The organism is Halarchaeum nitratireducens (assembly GCF_017874695.1).
Lineage (GTDB): Archaea > Halobacteriota > Halobacteria > Halobacteriales > Halobacteriaceae > Halarchaeum > Halarchaeum nitratireducens.
Genome location: NZ_JAGIKY010000007.1, coordinates 107,423 through 128,854, shown reverse-complemented (window position 1 = coordinate 128,854; position 21,432 = coordinate 107,423). Strand labels below are relative to the sequence as shown.

22 protein-coding genes and 1 pseudogene are annotated in these 21,432 nt (G+C 70.7%); 8 read left to right on the top strand and 15 right to left on the bottom strand.

The window, feature by feature from the left end; genetic code table 11:
- Nucleotides 1–34: 34 nt before the first annotated feature.
- Nucleotides 35–862 carry an NAD(+)/NADH kinase gene (locus tag J2754_RS08685; RefSeq protein ID WP_188876701.1) on the bottom strand — a complete coding sequence of 276 codons (828 nt, stop codon included), beginning with the start codon at nucleotides 860–862 and terminating at the stop codon, nucleotides 35–37.
- A 129-nt stretch (nucleotides 863–991) separates the two neighbouring features.
- Here J2754_RS08685 and J2754_RS08680 point away from each other — a divergent pair, with 129 nt between their 5' ends.
- Both J2754_RS08680 and J2754_RS08675 read left to right on the top strand, forming a co-directional pair.
- Complete coding sequence (locus tag J2754_RS08680; RefSeq protein WP_188876703.1) at nucleotides 992–1,966, top strand: KaiC domain-containing protein; 975 nt, start codon at nucleotides 992–994, stop codon at nucleotides 1,964–1,966.
- Between the two features lie 241 nt (nucleotides 1,967–2,207).
- Nucleotides 2,208–2,615, top strand: a complete 408-nt coding sequence (locus J2754_RS08675; RefSeq protein WP_188876705.1) for a DUF7522 family protein — start codon at nucleotides 2,208–2,210, stop codon at nucleotides 2,613–2,615.
- A 259-nt stretch (nucleotides 2,616–2,874) separates the two neighbouring features.
- Here the strand turns inward: J2754_RS08675 and J2754_RS08670 are convergent, their stop codons facing one another.
- On the bottom strand, nucleotides 2,875–3,300 hold the full coding sequence (locus tag J2754_RS08670; RefSeq protein ID WP_188876707.1) for a universal stress protein: 426 nt from the start codon (nucleotides 3,298–3,300) through the stop codon (nucleotides 2,875–2,877).
- Between the two features lie 51 nt (nucleotides 3,301–3,351).
- Entirely contained in the window at nucleotides 3,352–5,235 is a 1,884-nt protein-coding gene (locus tag J2754_RS08665; protein WP_188876709.1) for an ATP-binding protein, read from the bottom strand.
- Nucleotides 5,236–5,330: 95 nt separating this feature from the next.
- Between J2754_RS08665 and J2754_RS08660 the strand changes: the two genes are divergently transcribed.
- On the top strand, nucleotides 5,331–5,666 hold the full coding sequence (locus tag J2754_RS08660) for a DUF7113 family protein (RefSeq protein ID WP_188876711.1): 336 nt from the start codon (nucleotides 5,331–5,333) through the stop codon (nucleotides 5,664–5,666).
- Here the strand turns inward: J2754_RS08660 and J2754_RS08655 are convergent.
- Nucleotides 5,663–6,913 carry a DNA double-strand break repair nuclease NurA gene (locus J2754_RS08655; protein WP_188876713.1) on the bottom strand — a complete coding sequence of 417 codons (1,251 nt, stop codon included), beginning with the start codon at nucleotides 6,911–6,913 and terminating at the stop codon, nucleotides 5,663–5,665. The two genes, J2754_RS08660 and J2754_RS08655, sit on opposite strands and share 4 nt — an antisense overlap.
- A gap of 179 nt (nucleotides 6,914–7,092) precedes the next feature.
- Here J2754_RS08655 and gpmI point away from each other — a divergent pair, with 179 nt between their 5' ends.
- The gene (gpmI, locus tag J2754_RS08650) at nucleotides 7,093–8,610 is read left to right on the top strand and encodes a 2,3-bisphosphoglycerate-independent phosphoglycerate mutase (protein WP_188876715.1); all 1,518 of its coding nucleotides are present in this window, start codon (nucleotides 7,093–7,095) and stop codon (nucleotides 8,608–8,610) included.
- Nucleotides 8,611–8,614: 4 nt separating this feature from the next.
- Here the strand turns inward: gpmI and J2754_RS08645 are convergent.
- The 6 genes and pseudogenes from J2754_RS08645 to J2754_RS08620 form a co-directional block, all read right to left on the bottom strand.
- A pseudogene (locus J2754_RS08645) lies at nucleotides 8,615–9,002 on the bottom strand (hypothetical protein); the annotation flags it as partial.
- The gene (locus J2754_RS08640; protein ID WP_211087192.1) at nucleotides 8,999–10,453 is read right to left on the bottom strand and encodes an L-aspartate oxidase; all 1,455 of its coding nucleotides are present in this window, start codon (nucleotides 10,451–10,453) and stop codon (nucleotides 8,999–9,001) included. The pseudogene J2754_RS08645 and the gene J2754_RS08640, both read right to left, overlap by 4 nt.
- Nucleotides 10,450–11,559, bottom strand: coding sequence for a quinolinate synthase NadA (nadA, locus tag J2754_RS08635; RefSeq protein WP_211087207.1), 1,110 nt, complete (start codon nucleotides 11,557–11,559; stop codon nucleotides 10,450–10,452). Before nadA ends, J2754_RS08640 begins: the two co-directional genes overlap by 4 nt.
- A 93-nt stretch (nucleotides 11,560–11,652) precedes the next feature.
- A complete protein-coding gene (locus J2754_RS08630) occupies nucleotides 11,653–11,871 on the bottom strand; it encodes a DUF8143 family protein (protein WP_188876719.1) in 219 nt (72 codons plus the stop codon).
- 24 nt (nucleotides 11,872–11,895) lie between these two features.
- The gene (locus tag J2754_RS08625) at nucleotides 11,896–12,993 is read right to left on the bottom strand and encodes an amidohydrolase family protein (protein ID WP_188876721.1); all 1,098 of its coding nucleotides are present in this window, start codon (nucleotides 12,991–12,993) and stop codon (nucleotides 11,896–11,898) included.
- A gap of 50 nt (nucleotides 12,994–13,043) precedes the next feature.
- A complete protein-coding gene (locus tag J2754_RS08620; protein WP_188876723.1) occupies nucleotides 13,044–13,412 on the bottom strand; it encodes a hypothetical protein in 369 nt (122 codons plus the stop codon).
- 71 nt (nucleotides 13,413–13,483) lie between these two features.
- Here J2754_RS08620 and hmgA point away from each other — a divergent pair, with 71 nt between their 5' ends.
- A complete protein-coding gene (gene hmgA, locus J2754_RS08615; protein ID WP_188876725.1) occupies nucleotides 13,484–14,707 on the top strand; it encodes a hydroxymethylglutaryl-CoA reductase (NADPH) in 1,224 nt (407 codons plus the stop codon).
- Nucleotides 14,708–14,901: 194 nt separating this feature from the next.
- Here hmgA and J2754_RS08610 read toward each other — a convergent pair whose 3' ends face one another.
- The 4 genes from J2754_RS08610 to J2754_RS08595 all read right to left on the bottom strand — a co-directional run bounded on the left by J2754_RS08610 (nucleotide 14,902) and on the right by J2754_RS08595 (nucleotide 18,247).
- Nucleotides 14,902–15,423 carry a DUF5817 domain-containing protein gene (locus J2754_RS08610; RefSeq protein ID WP_211087191.1) on the bottom strand — a complete coding sequence of 174 codons (522 nt, stop codon included), beginning with the start codon at nucleotides 15,421–15,423 and terminating at the stop codon, nucleotides 14,902–14,904.
- Between the two features lie 134 nt (nucleotides 15,424–15,557).
- Entirely contained in the window at nucleotides 15,558–15,842 is a 285-nt protein-coding gene (locus J2754_RS08605) for an SUI1 family translation initiation factor (protein WP_211087190.1), read from the bottom strand.
- 305 nt (nucleotides 15,843–16,147) lie between these two features.
- Nucleotides 16,148–17,428, bottom strand: a complete 1,281-nt coding sequence (gene icd, locus J2754_RS08600) for an isocitrate dehydrogenase (NADP(+)) (RefSeq protein ID WP_211087189.1) — start codon at nucleotides 17,426–17,428, stop codon at nucleotides 16,148–16,150.
- A 132-nt stretch (nucleotides 17,429–17,560) separates the two neighbouring features.
- Nucleotides 17,561–18,247 carry a metallophosphoesterase family protein gene (locus J2754_RS08595; protein WP_211087188.1) on the bottom strand — a complete coding sequence of 229 codons (687 nt, stop codon included), beginning with the start codon at nucleotides 18,245–18,247 and terminating at the stop codon, nucleotides 17,561–17,563.
- Nucleotides 18,248–18,593: 346 nt separating this feature from the next.
- Between J2754_RS08595 and map the strand changes: the two genes are divergently transcribed.
- Nucleotides 18,594–19,490 carry a type II methionyl aminopeptidase gene (map, locus tag J2754_RS08590; RefSeq protein ID WP_188876735.1) on the top strand — a complete coding sequence of 299 codons (897 nt, stop codon included), beginning with the start codon at nucleotides 18,594–18,596 and terminating at the stop codon, nucleotides 19,488–19,490.
- An 88-nt stretch (nucleotides 19,491–19,578) separates the two neighbouring features.
- On the opposite strand, the gene J2754_RS16130 is transcribed toward map, so the two are convergent.
- Nucleotides 19,579–19,779: a DUF7835 family putative zinc beta-ribbon protein gene (locus J2754_RS16130; RefSeq protein WP_229772756.1), complete on the bottom strand. Its 201-nt coding sequence runs from the start codon at nucleotides 19,777–19,779 to the stop codon at nucleotides 19,579–19,581.
- A 136-nt stretch (nucleotides 19,780–19,915) separates the two neighbouring features.
- On the opposite strand from J2754_RS16130, the gene J2754_RS08585 reads away from it, so the two are divergent.
- Complete coding sequence (locus J2754_RS08585) at nucleotides 19,916–20,464, top strand: HIT family protein (protein WP_188876736.1); 549 nt, start codon at nucleotides 19,916–19,918, stop codon at nucleotides 20,462–20,464.
- A 48-nt stretch (nucleotides 20,465–20,512) separates the two neighbouring features.
- Nucleotides 20,513–21,427, top strand: a complete 915-nt coding sequence (locus J2754_RS08580) for a cation diffusion facilitator family transporter (RefSeq protein ID WP_188876737.1) — start codon at nucleotides 20,513–20,515, stop codon at nucleotides 21,425–21,427.
- Nucleotides 21,428–21,432 lie beyond the last annotated feature (5 nt).

Genomic DNA, 21,432 nt, shown 5'->3' with positions numbered 1-21,432 from the left:
CGGCTCCCCGTCCGTACCGCTCCCTCCGTTCGCGCTACTCCAATTTGTTCAGTGCTTGGAAGAAGTCGCTCTCGGGGCCGGCGACGCGCGCGGGCTCGTCGGCGCGCGTCAGCGTGATGATCTCCGGGATCTCGACGTGATAGCGGCTCGCGCCGTCCGCGGACACCACGACCTCGTCCGCGCCGTCGACGCGCACCGTGATCTCGGCGTCCAACGGAACGACGAGCGGCGGCATCGTGTCCGTCGCGCACATGTCGTTCACGATGAATCCCGGGACGCCGGGCTGGACGAGCGGGCCGTCCTCGCTCATGTTGTACGCCGTCGACCCTGTCGGCGTCGCCACGAGCAGACCGTCCGCGTGCCCCGCCGTGTAGAGCGATCCGTCGACGCGCACCTCCATCTCGACGCCCTGGCCGTGTCCGCGTTTCGGGCCCTGCACGACCACCTCGTTCAGCGCCGGCGTCAGCGACCACTCCTGTCCCCCCTCGGCCTGTACTCGCGGGACCTCGCGGGCGCGGACCGTGCCCAGCTCGGCGACGCGCTCGACCTCCTCGTGGACCGCTGCGACCGCGTCGTCCGGCGACACCGCGTTCAGGAAGCCGACCTCGCCGAGGTTCACCCCGAGGATCGGCGTCGAACCTGCGCCGCGGGCGGCGAAGAGGAACGTGCCGTCGCCCCCGATGCTCACCACGAGGTCGCACCGGTCGAACTCCTCGACGGGCGTCCCCGCGACGTCGATGGCGTCCGCTGTCTCCGTGTCGTACCATGTCTCCGCGTCCCGCGCTGCGAGCATCTCGCCGATGTCCGCGGCGAGGTAGGCCGCACGGGCGTTTCCCCGCTGAGCGACGATCCCGACGCGCATACGAACGCCGAGGGGGCGCCCACTGAAAAAGACACACGTGTGCGACGCCGCGGGGGGAACCTTCTTGCCGTCCGCGACTGTCCGAGTACGCAATGGTGGACGCCGCGATAACGCACGGGGGAGCGCGCTGTGTCAGGTGAGGACGACGGCGGGGACGAGTTCGCCGACGCCTTCGACGGCGAGAGCCCCGACGATTTCGAAGACGCCTTCGACAGCGGTGGGAGCGACGGCAGCGACGACGGCGGGGACGAGTTCGCCGACGCCTTCAGCGGCGGTGGCGGCGGTGGTGGAGGCGGCGGCTTCGGCTTCGACGCCAGCGACGAGCCCGACCCCGGCGAGTTCGGCTTCGGCGGCGGTGGCGGCGGTGGGGGGAGCGACGACTTCGCCGACGAGGCGTTCGAGTCCGACATTCCGCGCATCGAGTTCGGCGTCGACGGCCTCGATGAGATGGTTCAGGGAGGGATCCCCGAACGCAGTCTCCTCGTCACCATCGGCGGCGCCGGGACGGGCAAGACCACCTTCGGCCTCCAGTTCCTCCAGCACGGCATCGAGAACGGTCAGAAGGGCGCGTACATCACCCTAGAGGAGAGCTACGAGCGCGTCGTCCAGAGCGCCGGCGAGAAGGGGTGGCCCTTCGAGGAACACGTCGAGAACGGCGACCTCGCCGTCGTCGACCTCGACCCCATCGAGATGGCGAACAGCCTCTCCAGCATCCGCAACGAACTCCCCCAGCTCGTCGAGGAATTCGGCGCCGAACGCCTCGTCCTCGACTCCGTCTCCCTCCTGGAGATGATGTACGACGACCAGGCCACTCGACGGACCGAGATCTACGACTTCACGAAGGCCCTCAAGAACGCCGGCGTCACCACCTTCCTCACGAGCGAGGCCAACCAGGACAACCCCTTCGCCTCCCGCCACGGCATCATCGAGTACCTCACCGACGGCGTCGTCGTCCTCCGCTACGTCCGTCCCGAGGACTTCCGCGAGACGCGCCTCGCCGTCGAGATCCAGAAGATCCGCGACGCCAACCACTCCCGCGAGACCAAACCCTACGAGATCACGAACAGCGGGATCAGCGTCTACCGACAGGCGAACATCTTCTAGGACCTCGTGCCGCGTTCGCCTCGCTCGCTGGTAAAAGCGCCGTCAAAACCCCTCGTCGGAGCCGGTGGCCCCGCCTCGGCCTCGTGGCGAAACCGCGCGGAGATCGCTTCGATCACGCTCGCTCCGCCCGCGGGTGATCGGCGTGATGAGCGTCCGCCCGGGACTACCGCTGGCGCGCGACGCCGGCTGACCGTCCGATGTAGCCACCACCTTGAACTGTGAGCCATGTGAACTGTTCTCTGTGAGGGGAGATCGTCGGAGGTTACATCAGTTCGTCGAGGAACAGGCGGGGGACACGTATCGGACGATGTTCTACTACGACGAAGACGATTGGACGACGATCTACGTTCGGGACGACTTGGCGACTGAGCGCCTGCGGGACTCCGTACCGAACATCGTCGAGCGGACGCGAGAGGCGCGCGCACTCGTGAGGGAGGACGATTACGAGCGGCTCGGTGAGACGACCGCGACGACCGAAGTCCACGACTCGGGCGTCGTACTCCACTTCCCACGAGAGGACCGACGCGGAGTCATCATCTCGCTCGATCGTGAGGCGGCACGACGACTGAGCGCTTTCGTCAGCCAGTGCGCCACCATCCTTCAGTCGCCTCCCCCTTCAGCTTTCGAGGCCCGATCGGCGACTGATTAGCTCCGGGCGTCGTCAGACCAGCTACACAGACGTGCGGACAGATGGCACGCAGACCGACGGCTCCCCGACGACGAGCGCCGACGAACCGCACTCCGATGACTCGCGTTCGCACGCGACCGGCTCGTTAGAGCCCGCTCGTGCCGCGATTCACTGTGGTGACGCCGCGAGGCCGAGGCGGGGCCACCGGCCCCGACCAAGGCTTTTGTCGTAGCTTTTGCCAGCGACGGCGCGCGTAGCGCGCCGAGCGCAGCAAAACGTCCTAGCGCACGATCGTGACGGGGACGTTAGAGCGCCGGACGACGCTCTCGGCGACGCTCCCGAGGAGAACGCGCGTGACGCCGCTGCGGCCGTGGCTCCCCATGACGATGTGGTCGTAGTCGTTCTCCTCGGCGTAGTCGACGATGGTCCGCGAGGGCCGCCCGACCTCGGTGACGGTGTCGAGGGTGACGCCGTACTCGTCGGCGGCGTCCCGGGCGTCCTCGAAGAGCGCTTGGGCCTCCTCCTCGGACTGCTCGTACCACTCCTCTGAGTAGCCGGGAACGGTGGCCTGGGCGGTGTAGCCGGCCTCGATGGGGTCGATGATGTTGATGACGGTGATGTCGTCGCTCTGGAACTCATCGAGGGCGTATTCGAGGGCGGCATCGGACTGCTCGGAACCGTCGATCGGAACGAGGATTCGCGTCATGTCCCGGGGTTCGACCGCGCCCGGCAAAAGAGTGGGGGCCGTCGCTGCGCGTCACCCGCGGCCGTGGCGCGTCAGGCACGTGGGGAGTCCGAGGAGCTCGACGGGCTCTGAGTTGTCCGGCGAGTAGACGACCATCTGGCCCGTCTCCATGTAGGGCACTTTCTCGGCGAGCGCCGGGGGGATGTTGACGCTCTTGATGGCGTCCTCGTCGCCGAGATTGAGGACGACTTTCGTGTTCACCTGCTTGAAGACGCTCTCCGCGACATCCTGGGGGTCCTGCGTGATGAGGAAGAGCCCCAGTCGCTCCTTTCGCCCCTGTTTGGCGGCGTCCGTGAACTTCCCGACGACTTGGCGGGCCTGAACGGTGTCGGCGTCCGCGAGGAAGTTGTGGGCCTCGTCCATCCCGACGAGCAGCGGCGTGTCGGCGATCCGGGGGAATCGCGGGTCGCTGGAGAGCTTCTCGTCGACGAGGAGGCTGGCGAGCGCGAGGACGACGGTCTCCGTCGCCCGCGAGTCGCTGACGTGGTACGTGGGGACGACGGAGAGGCGTCCGGGCTTCACGAACTGTTCGACGAGGTCCGTGATCGGACGCGCGTCCTGATCGAAGACGCCGTCCGGCATCCCGCGGACGCGTCGGAAGACGGCCTCGTAGGTCGCTTCGTGGATCCGCCCGGACTCGTCGAGTTCCTCTTTGAGCGCGGGATCGTCGAGGAACGAACAGAACTCGGCGTACGTGCCGCCGTCCCCGTACTGCTCGAAGAAGCGCGACAGGAGGGTCTGGAGTGCGGGATACTGGTTGTCGTTGAGGCCCGCGGAGGCGGCCAGCCACGGCCGACTCCGCACCATGCTGAACGGGACGGTGAAGGGGATCTGTTCGGCGTCGTGGTGCGCGGCGGTGTACGTCGCGTTCCCCACCGTCGGGACGAACGCGACGGTGTCGTCGTGCCCGCCGTAGGCGACGCCCTCGCGCTCCCAGCGGCGTTCGTCTTCGGCGTCGGCCGCCGGGTTGTCGTCGTGCATCTGGGCGTACTCGTCCTGCGGGTCGAACTGGACGACCGCGGCCCGCACCTCCCGGTCGCTCCCGGCCTCCACCGGGTAGGTGCGCTCCGCGGAGAGGTACTGCCGGAGGACGTTCTTCGCGGTGTGGGTCTTCCCCGATCCCGTCCCGCCGGCGACGAGCGTGTGGCGGAAGGCGAGCGGGTCGCCCGTCGCGTAGTCGTCCGTGACGCGGTAGTCGATCGTCGGCGGCGTCGCGCCCGTCCGGACCTTCTCCCCGCCGACCGCGAGGTGGCCGAGGAACACCCCGTCGTCCGGAATCTTCAGCGCCGTCTTGATCTCCTCGTCGTCGTCCGCCTCGCGCACGATCGTCTCGGGTTTCGGCACGCGATCGGGCATCCGCCGGCGCAGTTCGCCGCCGTCGCGGTAGAGGACGCTCACGGGTTCGAGGTCCGCGATGAACGTGTAGTCGTCCTCGTCGATCCCGCGCTCGCCCATCGCCCGCCGGGCGTGGATCTCGTTCGCGTCGTCGCCGTGGAAGCGCTGGCCGTACTCGAGGCCGACGATCTTGCAGAACAGCGATTCGCCGTCCGGGTAGGGCGCGACGAGGTAGCGCCCGAGGCGGACGTTCGAGCGGTTCGCGCTCGTGACGTACGCCCGGAGGCGCGTCTCGTCCTCGCGCTCGCCGATGCGCAGCCCCTCGGAGACGGCGAGGACGCCGATGCCGTCCCCGTTCGCGCCCTCGTACGCGACGCGCTCGAAGGCGTCCTCCGCCTCGCTCGCCGCGTCGGCGGTCTCGGTGCGTTCGTACCCGCGTCCCGCGTCGACGTCCGCGCCCGTCCGGTCCGGCGCGCCGGTCGACGCGTCGTCGCCGTCGCCGTCGCCGTCGCCGCCGCTCCCCCCGAAGTCGGCGAAGCTCCCGAGGTCCTCGTCGGTCATGTCACGCGAAACACCGCCCGCCCCTAAACGTCTTTTCGTCGCGTGCATCCGCGCCCGCCACACGGTTTTTCGTCGTGCGTCCCCTAGAGGAGGGCATGCTACTCGTGCGCGGCTCGGCGGCGGGCACCACACTCACCGGCACGGTGTACGAGCGCGGCGAGGACGCCCCGTCGTTCAAGGGCGCGCCCGACGAGGACGCGCCCTACGTCTGGGTCTGCGACGAGTTCTACGCCGTCGAGAGCGGCGGTCTCGTCCAGCAGGTCGACGGCGAGGACGTCAACGTCGCCTTCGAGTCGCCGATGCCGCGCGGCTTCGACACCCGGGATCAGGCGCTCTCCGCCGCCCGCGAGCACGTCCGCACGCAGTTCGCGCGCATCGGGGTCGACCCCGACGAGGTCTCCATCACCGTCGAGCGCGACCACCCGCGCTAGGCGTCGATCCCCCAGCGATCCACGTCGTACCCCTCGCGGGGCTCGGTGTCCATCGCGTCGGCCATCGCGTCCACGAGGTGTCGTTTCTCACGGACGCTGATCCGCGCGAGCTCGTCCGCGCGTCCGACCGCCGCGGGCGGCCCGCCCGCCGCCGCGACGTCCCGCACCAACTGGTCGGTGACGCGTTCGCGCGTCGCCTCGTCCTCGGCGAATATCCGGGGCAGCTCGGCCTTGTAGACGGTGTCGGTCCGCGGGTCGTGGAGGACGCAGAACGCCACCTCGTAGGCCTCCGCGTCGAGTTCGAGGTCGAGATCGAGGCGCTCGCCGAGCGTCGAGAACTCCCGATCGTACCCCGCCCGGGAGAGGAACCAGTTCGTGTACGCGAGATCGTCCGTGACGCGCTCGCCCGCGTCGTCGCGTCGTTCGAGCAGCTGGCCGAACAGCTCGGCGTCGTCGAGCCACGGCGCGTGCGTCTTGGCGTCGAGCGCGCGGACGACCCCGCGCGCGGAGACGTTCTTCACGAACCCCCCGAGGACGGTGTCCGTCTCGACCGCGCGCTCGACGAGGCCGAGGTAGTTCCGGATGACGCGCCGCGTCAGCCCGTCCTCGGCGGGGAGCGTGGCCAACTCCTCGTCGCGGTCGAGCCAGTTCGTCACGACCTTCGGATAGAGCGGGCCGTCGAGCAGGAGGAAGTCGGAGACCGCCTCGAAGTGCTCGTGGGCGTGCTCGCTCTCCGCAAGGTAGAGCGAGAGGGCGTGGACGACGGCGCGCTCGTGGCGCTCGACGTGCGGGGCCTCGATGGCCTTCCCGCGCCAGTGCCCCTCGTCCTGTCGCGTCCACGGCGTCTCCTCGAACTCCGGGAGGGTCACCGTCCGGTCGCGCGCGTGAACGGTGGCGATCACGGTGCGCTCGCGGTGGAGCGCCGTGTTCCCGGGATCCGCGCCGAGCGCCGCCTGCGCGACGTCGAGGACGAGGCCGTTCTTGAACGCCCGGGGGTTGATCGTCCCGGAGTCCAGCCCGTGGACGGCGTCGAACGCCGGGTCGCTCGCGCCCGCCTCGGTCAGGTCGGCGAGATACCGTCCCTGGTCGCCGATGGGTCTGAGGACCGCCCCGTCGTCGTACAGCGGATCGAAGTACGTCTCCCACACCGCCTCGGCGTCAGCGCGGTGTTCGGCCTCGTCGACGTCGCCACCCACGCCGCGGACGAGCTCCGGGATGCCCGCGAAGTGGACGGGGTCGAGGGTCATACTCGCGGGTGGACGCGGACGCGCTTGAACTCGGCGGTGCGATCCCCCGACGGGCCGTTCGGTTCGTCGACTCCGACGACACCGCCGCCGGAGGCGCGAGTCGCGTCGGTCGCGTCCGCGCGCCGTCAGGCGACCGCACATCCCAAAGCCTAGTTACGCGTCGGGGTCGAGGGTAGCGTATGCGAGCGGCACTCGTCATCCTGGACGGCTGGGGACTCGGCGACCACGACAGACTCGACGCGGTGAAGGCCGCGGACACGCCGAACGTCGACCGCTACACCGCCGCGGGCGCGTCCGGGACGCTCACGACGCACGGCCGGGACGTCGGCCTCCCGGACGACCAGATGGGGAACTCGGAGGTCGGCCACCTCACCATCGGCTCGGGGCGCGTCGTCCTGCAGGAGTACACGCGGATCAACGACGCCGTCGAGGCGGGCGAACTCGCCGCGAACGACGCGATCCGCGGCGCGTTCGACTACGCGGACGAGCACGGCGGGCGCGTCCACTTCATGGGCCTCGTTTCCGACGGCGGCGTCCACGCGGACCACGAACACCTGCACGCGCTCATCGAGGCCGCCGCCGACTACGGCGTCGAGGCGACGACGCACGCCTTCACGGACGGCCGCGACACCTCGCCGAAGGGCGGCGAGGGCTACCTCCACACCTTGGAGGGGGTCGTCGAGAGCTACGGGACGGGCGACGTCGCCACGGTCTCCGGCCGGTACTACGCGATGGACCGCGACCAGAACTGGGAGCGCACGAAGCGGGTCTACGACGCCATCGTCCACCGCGAGGCCGACCACCGGGTCGAGACGGCCGTCGAAGCCGTCACCGACTCCTACGACCGCGGCGACACCGACGAGTTCGTCGAACCCACCGTCGTTCGGGGCGGCGACCGCCTCTCCGACGGCGATTCGGTGGTGTTCTTCAACTTCCGCTCCGATCGCGCCCGCCAGCTCACCCGCCTCCTCGCGGACATCCGCCCCGACGACTGGGGCTTCGAGACCCACCCTCCCGGGGTCCGCGTCTCGACGATGACGGAGTACGACCAGACGTTCGATCTCCCGGTCGCCTTCGAACCGCGACAGCCCGTGCACACGCTCGGCGAAGTCGTCTCGGCGGCCGGTCGGACCCAGTTGCGCATCGCGGAGTCCGAGAAGTACGCCCACGTCACCTACTTCCTCAACGGCGGGCGCGAAGTCGAGTTCGAGGGCGAGATGCGACGGATCGTCGAGAGCCCGGACGTCCCGACGTACGACCTCCAGCCCGAGATGAGCGCGCCCGAGGTGACGGACACCGCGATCGAGACCGTCGAGGCCGAGGATCCCGACCTCCTCGTCCTCAACTACGCGAACGCGGACATGGTCGGGCACACTGGCGACTTCGACGCCGCCGTCGAGGCCGTCGAGGCCGTCGACGAGCAGGTCGGCCGCCTCGTCCCCGCGCTCCGGGAAGCGGGCGCGCACGTCCACCTCACCGCCGACCACGGGAACGCCGACGACATGGGTACTCCGGAGGACCCCCACACCGCGCACACGTTCAACCCCGTTCCGTTCGTCTACCTCGCGCCCGACGGCGACGACGGCGGCCGCGAGGTCCGCGAGGGCGGTTCGCTGCGCGACGTCGCGCCGACCTTGCTCGAACACTGCGACGTCCCGACGCCCGACGAGATGACGGGCACCGACCTCCTCGAGTAGGAGGGGAGCAGTCGAGCGGCGGCGCGGAGTGCGTGAGCGCCCATCGAAATCACGTCCGCGCCCGCCGCCGCGTACGCCGGCACGTCCGCGACGCCGATGCCCCCGCTCGCCTCCACGAGCACGGACGGCTCGAGGCGTTCGCGCGTCTCGCGCACCGTCTCGGGCGTCGCGTTGTCCACGAGGACGACGTCCGCGCCCGCGCCGGCGGCGCGTTCGGCCTCCGCCACGGTCTCCACCTCGACGTCGAACACGCGCTCGGCGGCGTCCACGCCCGCGACGACGCCGCATCCCTTCGCGACGAGGCGCGCGGTCGACTCGCCCGGGAGATCGTTCGTCACGTCGTCGTGGCCGAGGTCCGCGCGGAGCCAGCGCTCGGCGTCCGCGCGCGTCACCGGCACGGGACCCCCTCCAGCGCGTGACAGCCCGCCGGCTCGGCCTCGCGGGCGGCGCGCGCGAGCAGGAGGCCGGCCGTCGCGGCGTTCCGGAGCTCCGCAACCTCGCGCGACGGGCGCGTCCGCGCGTAGGCGTCCGTCTCGCCCTTCAGTCGGCGGAGCGCCGCGCACGCCCGCCCGAGGCCGTCGGGGTCGCGTCGGAGGCCGACGTGCTCGCCGAGCACGCGACGCAGGCGCGTGAGCTTCCCGTCGACGAAGCCGTCGGGGAGCGCGGGGTCGCGCTCGGGGCGACTCGGTATCTCGGGGTCGCCGGTGACGCGCTCGCGGGTCGCGGCGTCGCGTCCCGCGCGTCGGCCCCAGACGAGGCCCTCGAGGAGGCTCGTGGAGGCGAGGCGGTTCGCGCCGTGGACGCCGGTTCGCGACACCTCGCCGACGGCGTAGAGGCGGTCGAGGCTCGTGCGGCCCCGGTCGTTGACGGCGACGCCGCCGCAGAGGAAGTGCTCGGCGGGCGCGACCGGAATCGAGCCGGGGTCGTGGCCGGCGTCGCTGACGCGCTCGCGGAGCGCCGGGAACGCGCTCGCGAAGTCGACGGGCGTCGTATCGAGGACGACGCCGCCGGTGCGCTCGCGCTCGTCCGAGACGGCGCGCGCGACCACGTCCCGCGGCGCGAGCTCGGCGTCCTCGTGGACGGCGGGCATGAAGCGCTCGCCGTCGGCGTTTCGCAACACCGCGCCCGCGCCGCGCACCGCCTCGCTGACGAGCACGGGCTCCTCGCCGACCGTCGCCGTCGGGTGGAACTGGACGTACGCGAGGTCCGCGAGGTCCGCGCCGGCGCGCGCCGCCATCGCGAGGCCGTCGCCGGTCGCGGTGTCGGGGTTCGTCGAGCGCGGGAAGCACGCGCCGACGCCGCCGGTCGCGAGCACCGTCGCGTCCGCGAGCTCGGCCGCCTTCGACCCGTCCGGGCCGTCGAGGAGCGCGCCGCGAACGCGCCCCTCCTCCGTGAGCAACTCGAGCGCCGCCGTGTCCTCGCGCATCGTCACGCTCGGGTGGTCGTCGAGGTGCGCGAGGAACGGCGCGAGGATGTGTCGCCCCGTCTCCGCGCCGACGTGTCGGATGCGGTCGGCGGAGTGGGCGGCCTCGCGCCCGTAGTCGTCCGCGAAGGGGACGTCGAGCGTCTCGACGAGCACCGCCTCGACGGCGTCGTCGGCCTCGGCGACGAGCGTCTCGACGGCGTGCGGGTCACAGCGGCCGTCGCCCGCGTCGAGGACGTCGGCGGCGAACGCCTCGGGGTCGCCCCGCGAGACGGCGATTCCGCCCTGCGCCCAGTGCGTCGTCGTCTCCGCCGGCCGCGTTGCCTTCGTCGCGAGCACGACCTCCGCGCCGTTCTCGGCAGCGGCGAGCGCGGCGCTACACCCCGCGATACCGCTCCCGAGGACGAGCACCCGCGTCATAGTTCGAGCATCCGGTCGAGGGCGACTTCGGCGCTGCGCGCGACGTCGGGGTCGACGCTGACGACGTTGCGCTCGACGCCGTCCGCGAGCCCCTCCAGTATCCACGTGAGGTAGTTCGGGTCGACCTGTCGCATCGCGTTGCAGTCCATGCAGGCGTCACCGCAGAGCGCGACGACGTCCGTCTCGTGCCACCGGTCGAGGTGCTCGACGAGGTGGATCTCGGTGCCGACGACCACCGTCTCCTCGCGGTCGGCATCCGCGACGGTCTCGCTGATGGTCGCGGTGCTCCCCGTCTCGTCGGCGGCGGCGACGACCTCGGGGCGACACTCGGGGTGGACGACCACGGTCGCGTCCGGGTGGGCGTCGCGGGCGTCCGCGACGTGGTCGGCGGTGAAGCGCTCGTGGACCTGGCAGTAGCCGTCCCAGAGGACGGCGTCGGCGTCGCCGAGGTCGCCGCTCGACGCGTCGGCCCACGGGTCGAACTCGACGACGGAGTCGAGGCCCATCGCGTTCGCGGTGTTCCGCCCGAGGTGCTTGTCCGGGAGGAACACCACGGTGTCGCCCCGGGAGAGCGCCCACTCGAAGGCGGCGTCCGCGTTCGAGGACGTGCAGACGAGGCCGCCGTGCTCGGCACAGAACGCCTTCAGGTCCGCGTAGGAGTTCATGTAGGTGATCGGGACGACGTCGCCCTCGGTCGCGCGCTCGATGCGCTCCCACGCGGCGTCGACCTGGAGGGCCTCGGCCATCCCCGCCATCGGGCACGAGGCCTCCATCGAGGGGAGGAGGATGGTCTGCTCGTCGTCCGTGAGGAGGTCCGCGCTCTCCGCCATGAACGTCACCCCGCAGAAGACGACGTGCTCGGCGTCGGAGTCGGCGGCGTACTCGCTCAGCTGGTAGGAGTCGCCGACGTGGTCGGCGTGCTCGACGATTTCGCGGCGCTGGTAGTTGTGTCCGAGGACGAGGACATCGTCGCCCAGCACCTCGCGCGCCGCCGCGATGCGCTGTCTGCGTTCCGTCTCCGAGAGGTCGCGGTAGTCGGACGGGAGCGCTTCGAGGTTGCCGTATTTGAACAAGCTCAGTTCGCTATCGACTTCTGTCGTCTCCATCTGGACCATAGTGGGGTGCTGTCTTGCTAGCGCCATAGAGATTCTTATGTGAAAAAGATTCGTCTTCAAGCCCGTATTGAAGGAGATATCTCTTCACGTCAGCGGCGTCCCGAAGAACGAACCAACCGCCCAGTCCTCTTTTCGGTCGTTCCGACGGCGCTCGACGCGTTCGCGGGTCTCCGCCTCCGCGACCTCGCGGTCCCTCCTCGGGCCTTCGCTGCTCTCGGCCCCGACGAGAACGTAGAGGAGGAGGGCGCCCGCGACGGCGAGCGCGAACGCGAGGACGATCAGGAGTGCGGGGGCGGCGCTCACACGACGGCTACACCCGCCAAAGAATTACTGGCGCGCGTCGTGGACGACCTCGCCGTCCACGACCGTCATCGCCACGCCGACGTCGGCGATCGACTCCGCCGCCCACGGCGAGCGATCGAGGACGACGAGGTCGGCCGCCCCGCCGACCGCGAGCGTCCCGTAGCGCGCCTCGTCGCCGCCCGCGTACGCGCCCCCGTCGGTCGCCGCGCGGAGCGCATCCGTCGTCCCCACGCCGCGCTCCACCGCCGCGTCGGCGGCCGCGAGCGGATCGTACGCGCCGCGCTCGCTCGCTCTCTCGCTATCCTTCCCCCGCCCGTCGTCGCTCTCGCCTTCGCCCGCACTTCGGCTTCCGCCGAACGCGACGCGCGCGTCGGCGCTGAAGAGCGTGTCGATGGCTTCCGACCCCGGCGGGACGACCGTCACGACGCCGGTCTCGGCGAGTCGCGTCGCTATCGCGGGCGTGACGGCCTCGACGCCGACGACGCGGTGGCGCGCCCCGCCCGGGTCCGCGGTCGCGCGCTCGTAATCGTCGAGGAGGCTCGCCACGCTCGCCGAGTCGGCGGCTCGCGCCGCGATCCGGAAGCCGGCCTCGTCGGCGCGGCGCAGGACGTCGCGGCGGATCGCCGGCGTGATCTCCCCTTCGTCGTCGCCGACCGCCGGGACCGCGAGCGCGCCCGTCCACGCCCGATCGCTCCCGTGGCCGGTGCGCGCGCCCAGCGTCTCTACGGCGTCGAGCGCCTCGTACCCGTAGTCGAACGCGACGCGGAGTGGGAGCGTTCCGTCCGCGTCCAGTTCGCGGTACGCGGCCGCCCTCTCCCCCTCGACGCGATCGTGGACGGTCGTCACGCCGCGCTCGGTCGTCCGGCGTGCGGCCGCGCGGAGCGAGCGACGCGTCCCACCGCCACCGACTGCGGCGTCGACGTCGACGAACCCCGGGAGCACGACGCGGCCGTCGAGGTCGATCACGTCCGTCTCGACGCCGACGCTGAACTGCATCTCGTAGTCGCTGTCCAGTCGCGCGATCCGGCCGCCCCGCACCGCGACGGCGTCGTGCGTCTCGTCCGACTCCCCGAGCGTGTGGACCTCGCCACCGGTCAGGACGACGTCCGCGTCCGCGTGCATACGCGATCAGGGGGCCGGCGGCGGCAAGAACGTTCGGAAACCCGGCTTCCTCACGCCCGCCGGCGGAACGCGAGCGCGTAGGCGAGCAGGGCGCCGACGAGGAGCGCTGCGAAGCCCGCCCACGGGCCCTCGACCCAGCCGACCGTCGCCCGCGCGAGCGTCTGGATGGCGACGAGCGCCGCGAACGCCGCGAGGTAGAAGACGACGAGCGCCCGCGCGAGCCGCTCCGGGGCGAGCGCGCGACGGACGGCGACGACGGCCCCGCACGCGCCGGCGAGCGCCGCGCCCGCGAGACCGTACGTGATGGCGGTGAACGGGTCCGGCGGGGCGAACGGCGCGGCGAGCGCGTAGCCGACGGGCGCGGCGGCGAAACAACCGAGCACCGCGCGGAAGACGGTGGTGACGTCCGGGCGACCCATACCGGTCCTATCGACGGCCGGGGGAAGTACGCACCGATACGCATAGGCGTGTGGCTCGCACACCGTCGGGCATGACCGACGACGCTGACGCCGCCGCGCTCGCGGAGCGGGTGCGGGCCGGCGACATCCGGCTCTACGAACTCGACGATCACGCGGACGCCGCGACCGCCGCCGCGGCCCGCCGTCGCGTCCTCGAACGCGAGACCGGCGCGGCCCTCGACGCCACCGCCGACTACGCCTTCGATCCTGAGCGCGCGGCCGACGCGAACGTCGAGAACCTCGTCGGCGGCACGCAGCTCCCGCTCGGCGTCGCGGGGCCGCTCGCCGTCGACGGCGACGCCGCGAGCGACGACTACCGCCTCCCGCTCGCCACGACCGAGGGCGCGCTCGTCGCCTCGATCAACCGCGGGTGCTCCGCGATCACCGCCGCGGGCGGCGCGAACGCCCGCGTGACGAAGCGCGGGATGACGCGCGCGCCGGTCTTCCGCGTCGCCGACGTCACCGAGGGCGCCGAGGTCGCCCGCTGGGTCGAGGACAACGTCGCCGAACTCCGCGAGGCCGCAGAGGCGACGACGAGTCACGGCACGCTCGACGAGATCACGCACTACGTCGTCGGCGACAACGTCTACCTCCGCTTCGCCTACGACACCGCGGACGCGATGGGGATGAACATGGTCACCATCGCCACTCGCGCGGCCTGCGAGGTCGTCGAGTCGGAGACGCCCGCGAGCCTCGTCGCGCTCTCGGGGAACCTCTGCTCGGACAAGAAGCCGGCCGCGATCAACGCCGTCGAGGGTCGGGGTCGGACCGTCACCGCCGACGTGCGCATCCCACGCGACGTCGTCGAGGAACGCTTCGGCGTCGCGCCCGAGGCCGTCGCCGAGGTGAACACCCGGAAGAACCTCGTCGGAAGCGCGAAAGCGGGGAGCCTCGGCTTCAACGCTCACGCCGCGAACGTCGTCGCGGCCGTCTTCCTCGCCACGGGTCAGGACGCCGCGCAAGTCGTCGAGGGCTCGAACTGCATCACGACCGTCGAGGCGCGCGAGGACGAACTCTACGCCTCGGTCAACCTCGCGTCGCTCGAAGTCGGCACCGTCGGCGGCGGGACGAAGCTCCCGACACAGGCCGAAGCCCTCGACGTCCTCGGGGTTCGGGGCGGCGGCGACCCCGCGGGGTCGAACGCCGACGAACTCGCCGAGGTCATCGCCGCGGGCGCGCTCGCCGGCGAACTCTCCCTGCTCGCCGCGCTCGCCTCCCGTCACCTCTCGAGCGCGCACGAGGAGCTTGGTCGCTGAAGGCGCCGACGGCGCGCACGACGCGTCACGCCCCGCGGAGCGCGCTTGCGTCGGGGATCGAGTGCGTCCGGTGACCGAGTGCGACCGCGCACCCGCCGGCGACGAGCACGACCGCGAACCCGACGTGCGTGGGCATCGGGTACGCCACCTGACGCCGCCGGTGATGCCCGCTCAGCCGCCGGTACGAGCGCGGCTCAGAGGAGGCGGTAGGTGCCGCCCGACTCGGAGGCCTCGCCGCGGCGTGCGAGCCGATCCAGCGCCTCGCGGGCGTACGACTCGCTCACGCCGTGCTCCGCGCAGTACGCGGCGACGGCGTCCGACGTCGGGTCGTCGAGTTCGCGGACGGCCTCCCGAACCCGCTCGGTCCGCGAGACCGACCCTCCCGACGACCCCGCTCGCTCGTCCGCCGCGCGCGTCGTCGCGGGGTCGACGCCCCTCGCTTCGAGGTATTCGTCGTCGCCCACCACGTCGTCGTCGGCGCGGTCGCCCATCGCCGCGTAGGAGTCGAGATCCGCGAACGACTCGCCGTGCCCGGAGCGGGTCGCCAGCATCGACGCGCGCACCTCCGCGGCGTGCTCGCGGTCGTCCGTCGTCACGAACTGCTTGCGCTTCGCGTGCGCCTTACTCGTCCCGCAGCGCGGACACTCCGTGCGCTCCGGTCGCCCCTCGACCACCCAGAGCATCGAACACTCGCTGCACCCGACGACCGCGTACATACCACACCCTCGCGCGCCATCGCGTAAAAACTCGTCCCCGCCGCGAGCGCTCCCCACACCGCACTGCGGACCGCGCGCACGGGCGCTCCTCCAGAGCGGTGTCTTCGCCGGCACCCGTCTCGCTCGACCCCTCGTCACTCCACGGTGAACCCCATCTCTTCGAGCAGGTCGGGCACGCGATCGGCGTGATCGCCTTGGATCTCGACCGCGCCGTCGCTCACCGTCCCGCCCGCCCCCACCTGCTTTTTCAGCTTCGTGGCGACGTCGCCGAGGTCCGTCGAGTCCTCGTCGAACCCCTCGACGATCGTGACCGGCTTGTCGTACGTGCGTCGCTCGACGCGCACCGACAGCACCTCCTCGGCGCGCGCGAGGTCCTCCTCGATACCCGGGATGTCCGCGAACGGATCGTCGTCAGCCATGCGCGAGTGTAGGGACGCGACGACAAAGAAGCCGGTGGCAAACGCCGCGGTCGTCGCTTTCGCGGTCGGAAGAACGGAGAGAATCGGTGGCGAACGCTCGCGTACGCGAGGTCTTCGATTGCGTCGGGCGGGGCCCGACTACCCCACGACTCGCTTACGCGAGATCGTGGATACCACTGAACTCACGGGTGAGTTCGGCGGTGAGCGGAAAATCGGAGATTTTCCGCGGAGAAGAACGCGCCGTTCAGGCGAGGTCTTCGATACTGTCGGAACGCGTCCGCGCTCCGACCGTCAAACGATCCGGATTACGACAGATCGTCGATGTTCTCGACGACGTTCTCCGCGAACTCGGTCGTGGAGAGCTTCACGCCGTCCTCGATCTGGCGTTCGAGGTCGTAGGTGACTTCACCGGCGTCGATGGACGCCTCGACGGCGTCGCGGACGAGCTTCCCGGCGTCCTCCCAGCCCATGTACTCGAACATGAGACGACCGGAGAGGATCATCGCGGACGGGTTCGCCTGGTCTTGACCGGCGCGCTTGGGGGCGCTCCCGTGCACGGGTTCGGCGAGACAGCGCCCCTTGCCGAAGTTCGCGCCGGGCGCGATGCCGAGGCCGCCGATCTGGGCGCCCGCGGCGTCGGAGAGGTAGTCGCCGTTGAGGTTCGGCATCGCCAGGATGTCGAACTCGTCCGTGCGGAGCTGCATCCACTGGAGCATCGCGTCGGCGAGGCGCTCTTCGACCATGACGGCGTCCTCCGGGATGTCGACTTCGTCCTGCTCCTCCCAGAGCGAGTCGGGCGCGGCGAAGACCTCCTCGTCGGGGTACTCCTCCTCGGCGACCTCCATGCCCCACTCGCCGAACTGGCCCTCTGTGAACTTCATGATGTTCCCCTTGTGGACGAGCGTGACCTTATCGCGGTCGTTCTCGATGGCGTAGTCGATGGCCTCTCGGACGAGGCGCTTCGAGCCCTTCTCCGTGATCGGCTTGATGCCGATGCCGATCGGGCCCTCGTGCATGACGTCGTCGAAGCCCATCTCGTCCTCGACGAAGTCCCGGACCTGCTCGACGTCCTCGGTGCCGGCCTCCCACTCGATGCCGGCGTAGACGTCCTCCGTGTTCTCGCGGAACGTCACCATGTCCATCTCCTCGGGCGCCTTCATCGGGGAGGGGACGCCGTCGAGGTAGTAGGTCGGGCGGACGTTGGCGAAGAGGTCGAGCGTCTGCCGGAGCGCGACGTTCAGCGAGCGGTAGCCGGCGCCGACGGGCGTCGTGAGCGGGCCCTTGATGGCGACGCGGTGCTCGCGGATGGCCTGCACCGTGTCGTCGGGGAGGTTGACGTCCTCTCCGTATCGGTCGCGGGCCGCCTGTCCGGCGTAGACGCGCATCCAGTTGATCTCGTGACCGGTCGCCTCCGCCGCCGCGGTGAGGACCTTCTGCGTCGCCGGACCGACGTCGCGGCCGATACCGTCCCCGTGCAGGATGGGAATGATCGGATTCTCGGGGACGTCGAGCTCGTCGGCGTCCTCGTCGTACGTGATCTTCTCCCCGTCCTCGGGGACCTCGATCTGCTCGTACTCGTAGCTCATCTCGTTCGGAGCGTTCAAGCGAACGCGTAAAAGGACTGCTGTTTCCGTCTCTCCCGCCACGCTCGCGGGTCGCTCCCGCGCTCGGATCGACGCGGGGGCGATGATGACGCGGGGCGAGGAGTAGGGGCGAGATTACGCGGGGGTGACGATCTTCGACTCGCTGCGCTCCTCGTGGGTCGTCTCGGGGTCGACCGCGACGAACCGATCGCCTCGATAGTCGTAGGCGGTGAGCGCGCCGCCGTAGACGCAGCCGGTGTCGAGCCCGACGGCGTGCTCGCGGACGACGGGTTCGGCGTGGACCGTGTGCCCGAAGAAGACCCGGTGGGGCCCCTCGTAGTCGTCGTACCAGAACGGGCCGTCGTACCCGTCGCCGCGCGGCGCGCGCATCGTCAACAGCTCCTCGAGCGTGTGGGCCGCGAGCGGCCGTTCGGGGTCGACGCCGCCGTGGACGACGAGCGCGTCGTCGAAGGAGATCGCCACCGGGAGCGACGCGAAGTAGTCGTGATCTCCCTCGCGGAGCCAGTCGGGGTCCTCGTCGCCGCGGACGATCTTCTGCTCGTTGTTCCCGCGCACGCTCACGAGCCGGTCGTCGCCGCGTACGAGGTCGATCACGCCGGGGCTGTCCGGGCCCTTGCGGACGAGGTCGCCGACGAAGACGACCCGGTCGTCCGCGGCGAGGGCGAGCTCGTCGAGGAGGCGTTCGAGCGCCTCGCGGCTCCCGTGAACGTCGCCGACGACGTAGACGGACGCGTCGTCGGGGACGCTGAGTCGGTCGTGGTGTGGTTCTACGTCGTCGCTGAACCGTGGTGGCGTGCGCATGGTGTGGTCGGGGGTGTGTGGGTGGAGCCGTCCGCGTCGGGCCGGGACTGCCCCGCTTCCCGGGTGCTCGACCGTCAGTAGCCGGGTGCGGGGTTAATCGGTTACTAATAGGACACCGTACGGGTATATATCTCGTCGCCGATCCGGGCCGCCCCGCGAACGCCCGGGCGTCGCGGGGAGGACGGACGCGCCGAGAGCGCTCCGGACGGCGGAGCGAGCGACGAGCGTGGGCGCGAGTTCGAGACGCTGACGGGCGCTCGCGGTGGACACGCGGCCCGCACGGGCGGTGAGCCGCCGAGCGCGCCCACCCGACACCGTAAAAAGACGGGCGCGCGAAGCCCCGAGCATGACCGACACCGTGGAGCCCGGAAGCGAGGCGTACGAGAAGTATCACGAGGCGGGCGAGATCCTCGCGCAGGTGCTCGACGAGGCCGCAGAGCGCGTCGAGGTCGGCGCGAGCCAACTGGACGTCGCCGAGTTCGCCGAGGCGCGCATCGTGGAACTCGGCGGGAAGCCCGCGTTCCCGGTGAACATCAGCGTCGACGAGGAGGCGAGCCACGCCTCGCCCCACGGCGACGACGAGACGGCGTTCGGCGAGGAGATCGTCTGCCTCGACGTCGGCGTCCACGTCGACGGCTACATCGCGGACGCCGCGCGCACGGTCGATCTCTCGGGCAACCCCGAGCTGAAGGAGGCGGCCGAGGAGGCGCTCGACGCCGGCCTCGACGTCGTGGAGGCGGGCGCGCACACGGGCGAGATCGGCGCGGAGGTCGCGGACGTCGTCACCGCCTACGGCTATCAGCCGATCGTGAACCTCTCCGGGCACGGCCTCGAACCGTGGGACGCCCACACGGACCCGAGCGTGCCGAACCGCGGGACGGACCGCGGGACGACGCTCGAGGCCGGCGACGTCCTCGCCATCGAGCCGTTCGCGACCACGGGCTCCGGGAAGGTCACCGAGGGGTCGAAGACGGAGATCTACTCCCTCGTCGACGACCGTTCGGTGCGCGATCGCGGGGCCCGTCAGGTCCTGGAGACGGTCCGCGAGGAGTACCGGGAACTCCCGTTCGCCAAACGGTGGCTCGACGCGCCGCGCGCGGACATGGCGGTCCAGCGTCTCGAGACGCAGGGCGTCCTCCGCTCGTACCCGGTGCTCCACGAGTCGGACGGCGAACTCGTCTCGCAGGCCGAGCACACGATCATCGTCACCGAGGACGGCTACGAGATCACGACCGACCGATAAGCGCCGCTGGTCGATCGTCCGAACGGGGGGAAGCGCTGACGCCGTCGATAAATCGTGAGGGGGATCGACGACGGATCGTCGCGTCGCGTTACGCGTTGTTCATCCGGGTAGACGACTTCGCACCGCAGACGCGACACTTCGAAACGCGGTACGGTTCGCGCGAGAACTCGGCGTTCTCTTCCTTGTCGGACTCGGTCTTGAGTTCGACGGAGACAGCGTGAGGCGTCTCTTCACCGCAGTTCGCGCACGTTTCCGCCATACCGTCGGAACGAGGAGTTTTGCTTGCCATCGGAACCACCCTCGTCGCATCCGATACGCTACGCACACAAAAACCCCGTCCTCTCTATTCAGCGCGCGTAACCGCCCTGTTCCGCCGTGCCCGGCTTTCCGAAAACTACCTCCCGCCGCCCGCCGAGCGTGCCCGTATGGAACAGGTGTTCGCTCCGTGGCGGATCGAGTGGGTGAAACGCGACGACAAGAACCCGGCCGTCGAGGAGTGCGTCTTCTGCGAACTCCCGGACCGCGACGACGCCCGCGAGAACCTCGTCGTCGCCGAGAGCGACCGCGCGTTCGCCCTCCTCAACAACGCGCCGTACAACCCCGGCCACCTGATGGTCATCCCCCGCGCGCACGGCGGCGACTTCGCGGCGCTCGACGACGCGACCCTCCTCGATCACGCTCGGTTGAAACAGCGCGCGTTCGACGCCCTCGACGCCGCCTTCGAGCCCGACGCCTACAACGCCGGGCTGAACATCGGCGGCGGCGCCGCCGGCGGAAGCATCGACGACCACCTCCACACGCACGTCGTCCCGCGCTTCGAGGGCGACACGAACTTCATGCCGGTCGTCTCCGACACGAAGGTCGTCGTCGAGGGGCTCGCCGAGACGTACGACGCACTCCACGAGGCGTTCGCCGCCCAACCGGACGCGCGCGTGCCCGACCCGGACGCCGCGGTCGCTCTCGATTTCGACTGAGTCGAACTTTCGCAACGCACTTACTCCGCGACGGTCAACCCCCGACGGATGGATCGGAAGACCGCGATGCGGCGGGCGGGCGTGGTCGTGCTCGCCGCGAACGTCGCCCTCGTCCTCGCCAAGGGCGCCGTCTGGCGGTACACGGGGAGCCTCGCCGTCGGTTCCGAGGCGGTCAACAGCGCGGCCGACGCCCTCTACAGCCTCGTCGTCCTCGGCGGCCTCTACCTCACGACGCGGCCCGCCGACTTCGAGCATCCGCACGGACACGAGCGCATCGAGCCGTTCGTCTCGCTGTTCGTCGCCGTCGGCGTGTTCGCCGCCGGCGCGGGCGTCCTCTACAACGCCACGACGGCGGTGCTCACCGGCGCCTCGGGCGGGTCGGCGGGTACGGCCGGCGTCGCCGTGCTCCTCACCTCCGCCGGCGTCAAGTACGGCCTCTATCGCTACTGTCGTCGGGTCGGCGAGGCGCACGACTCCCCGGCGCTGGTCGCCGCCGCGCTCGACAACCGCAACGACATCCTCACGGCGGCCGCCGCGCTCGTCGGCGTCGTCGGCGCCGCGGCGGGCTACCCGCTCCTCGATCCGATCGCCGCCGGTCTCGTCTCCCTCGGCATCCTCTACACGGGCTACGAGATCGTCCGCGACAACGTCAACTACCTCGTCGGCGCCGCCCCGCCCGAGAAGCTGCGCCGCGAGATCCTCGAACGCGCGCTCCGCCACGACCGGGTGCGGGGCGCACACGACGTCGTCGCCCACTACGTCGGCCCCGAGGTCGACGTCAGCCTCCACATCGAAGTCGAGGGGAACCTCACGCTCTTCGAGGCCCACGAGATCGAGTCCGCGGTCGTCCGCGACATCCGCGCGATGTCCGAGGTGGACGACGTCTTCGTCCACGTCGACCCGAAAGAGATCGGCGAGTGGAAGGAGGACCGCGACGCCGATCGCCTGCTCGGCGACCGCTGATAGCC

Excerpts from the sequence above, each read along its gene's own strand:
- J2754_RS08685 (WP_188876701.1), bottom strand. The coding sequence starts at position 862 with ATGCGCGTCGGGATCGTCGCTCAGCGGGGAAACGCCCGTGCGGCCTAC.
- J2754_RS16130 (WP_229772756.1), bottom strand. The coding sequence starts at position 19,779 with ATGGCAAGCAAAACTCCTCGTTCCGACGGTATGGCGGAAACGTGCGCG.
- J2754_RS08625 (WP_188876721.1), bottom strand. The coding sequence starts at position 12,993 with ATGCACGCGGACGCGGACGTCGTCCTGACCGGTGGCGAGGTCCACACG.
- map (WP_188876735.1), top strand. The coding sequence starts at position 18,594 with ATGACCGACACCGTGGAGCCCGGAAGCGAGGCGTACGAGAAGTATCAC.
- J2754_RS08660 (WP_188876711.1), top strand. The coding sequence starts at position 5,331 with ATGCTACTCGTGCGCGGCTCGGCGGCGGGCACCACACTCACCGGCACG.
- nadA (WP_211087207.1), bottom strand. The coding sequence starts at position 11,559 with ATGGAGACGACAGAAGTCGATAGCGAACTGAGCTTGTTCAAATACGGC.
- gpmI (WP_188876715.1), top strand. The coding sequence starts at position 7,093 with ATGCGAGCGGCACTCGTCATCCTGGACGGCTGGGGACTCGGCGACCAC.
- J2754_RS08585 (WP_188876736.1), top strand. The coding sequence starts at position 19,916 with ATGGAACAGGTGTTCGCTCCGTGGCGGATCGAGTGGGTGAAACGCGAC.
- J2754_RS08655 (WP_188876713.1), bottom strand. The coding sequence starts at position 6,913 with ATGACCCTCGACCCCGTCCACTTCGCGGGCATCCCGGAGCTCGTCCGC.
- J2754_RS08640 (WP_211087192.1), bottom strand. The coding sequence starts at position 10,453 with ATGACGCGGGTGCTCGTCCTCGGGAGCGGTATCGCGGGGTGTAGCGCC.
- J2754_RS08595 (WP_211087188.1), bottom strand. The coding sequence starts at position 18,247 with ATGCGCACGCCACCACGGTTCAGCGACGACGTAGAACCACACCACGAC.
- J2754_RS08620 (WP_188876723.1), bottom strand. The coding sequence starts at position 13,412 with ATGGGTCGCCCGGACGTCACCACCGTCTTCCGCGCGGTGCTCGGTTGT.
- J2754_RS08605 (WP_211087190.1), bottom strand. The coding sequence starts at position 15,842 with ATGGCTGACGACGATCCGTTCGCGGACATCCCGGGTATCGAGGAGGAC.
- hmgA (WP_188876725.1), top strand. The coding sequence starts at position 13,484 with ATGACCGACGACGCTGACGCCGCCGCGCTCGCGGAGCGGGTGCGGGCC.
- J2754_RS08670 (WP_188876707.1), bottom strand. The coding sequence starts at position 3,300 with ATGACGCGAATCCTCGTTCCGATCGACGGTTCCGAGCAGTCCGATGCC.
- J2754_RS08665 (WP_188876709.1), bottom strand. The coding sequence starts at position 5,235 with ATGACCGACGAGGACCTCGGGAGCTTCGCCGACTTCGGGGGGAGCGGC.
- J2754_RS08580 (WP_188876737.1), top strand. The coding sequence starts at position 20,513 with ATGGATCGGAAGACCGCGATGCGGCGGGCGGGCGTGGTCGTGCTCGCC.
- J2754_RS08610 (WP_211087191.1), bottom strand. The coding sequence starts at position 15,423 with ATGTACGCGGTCGTCGGGTGCAGCGAGTGTTCGATGCTCTGGGTGGTC.
- icd (WP_211087189.1), bottom strand. The coding sequence starts at position 17,428 with ATGAGCTACGAGTACGAGCAGATCGAGGTCCCCGAGGACGGGGAGAAG.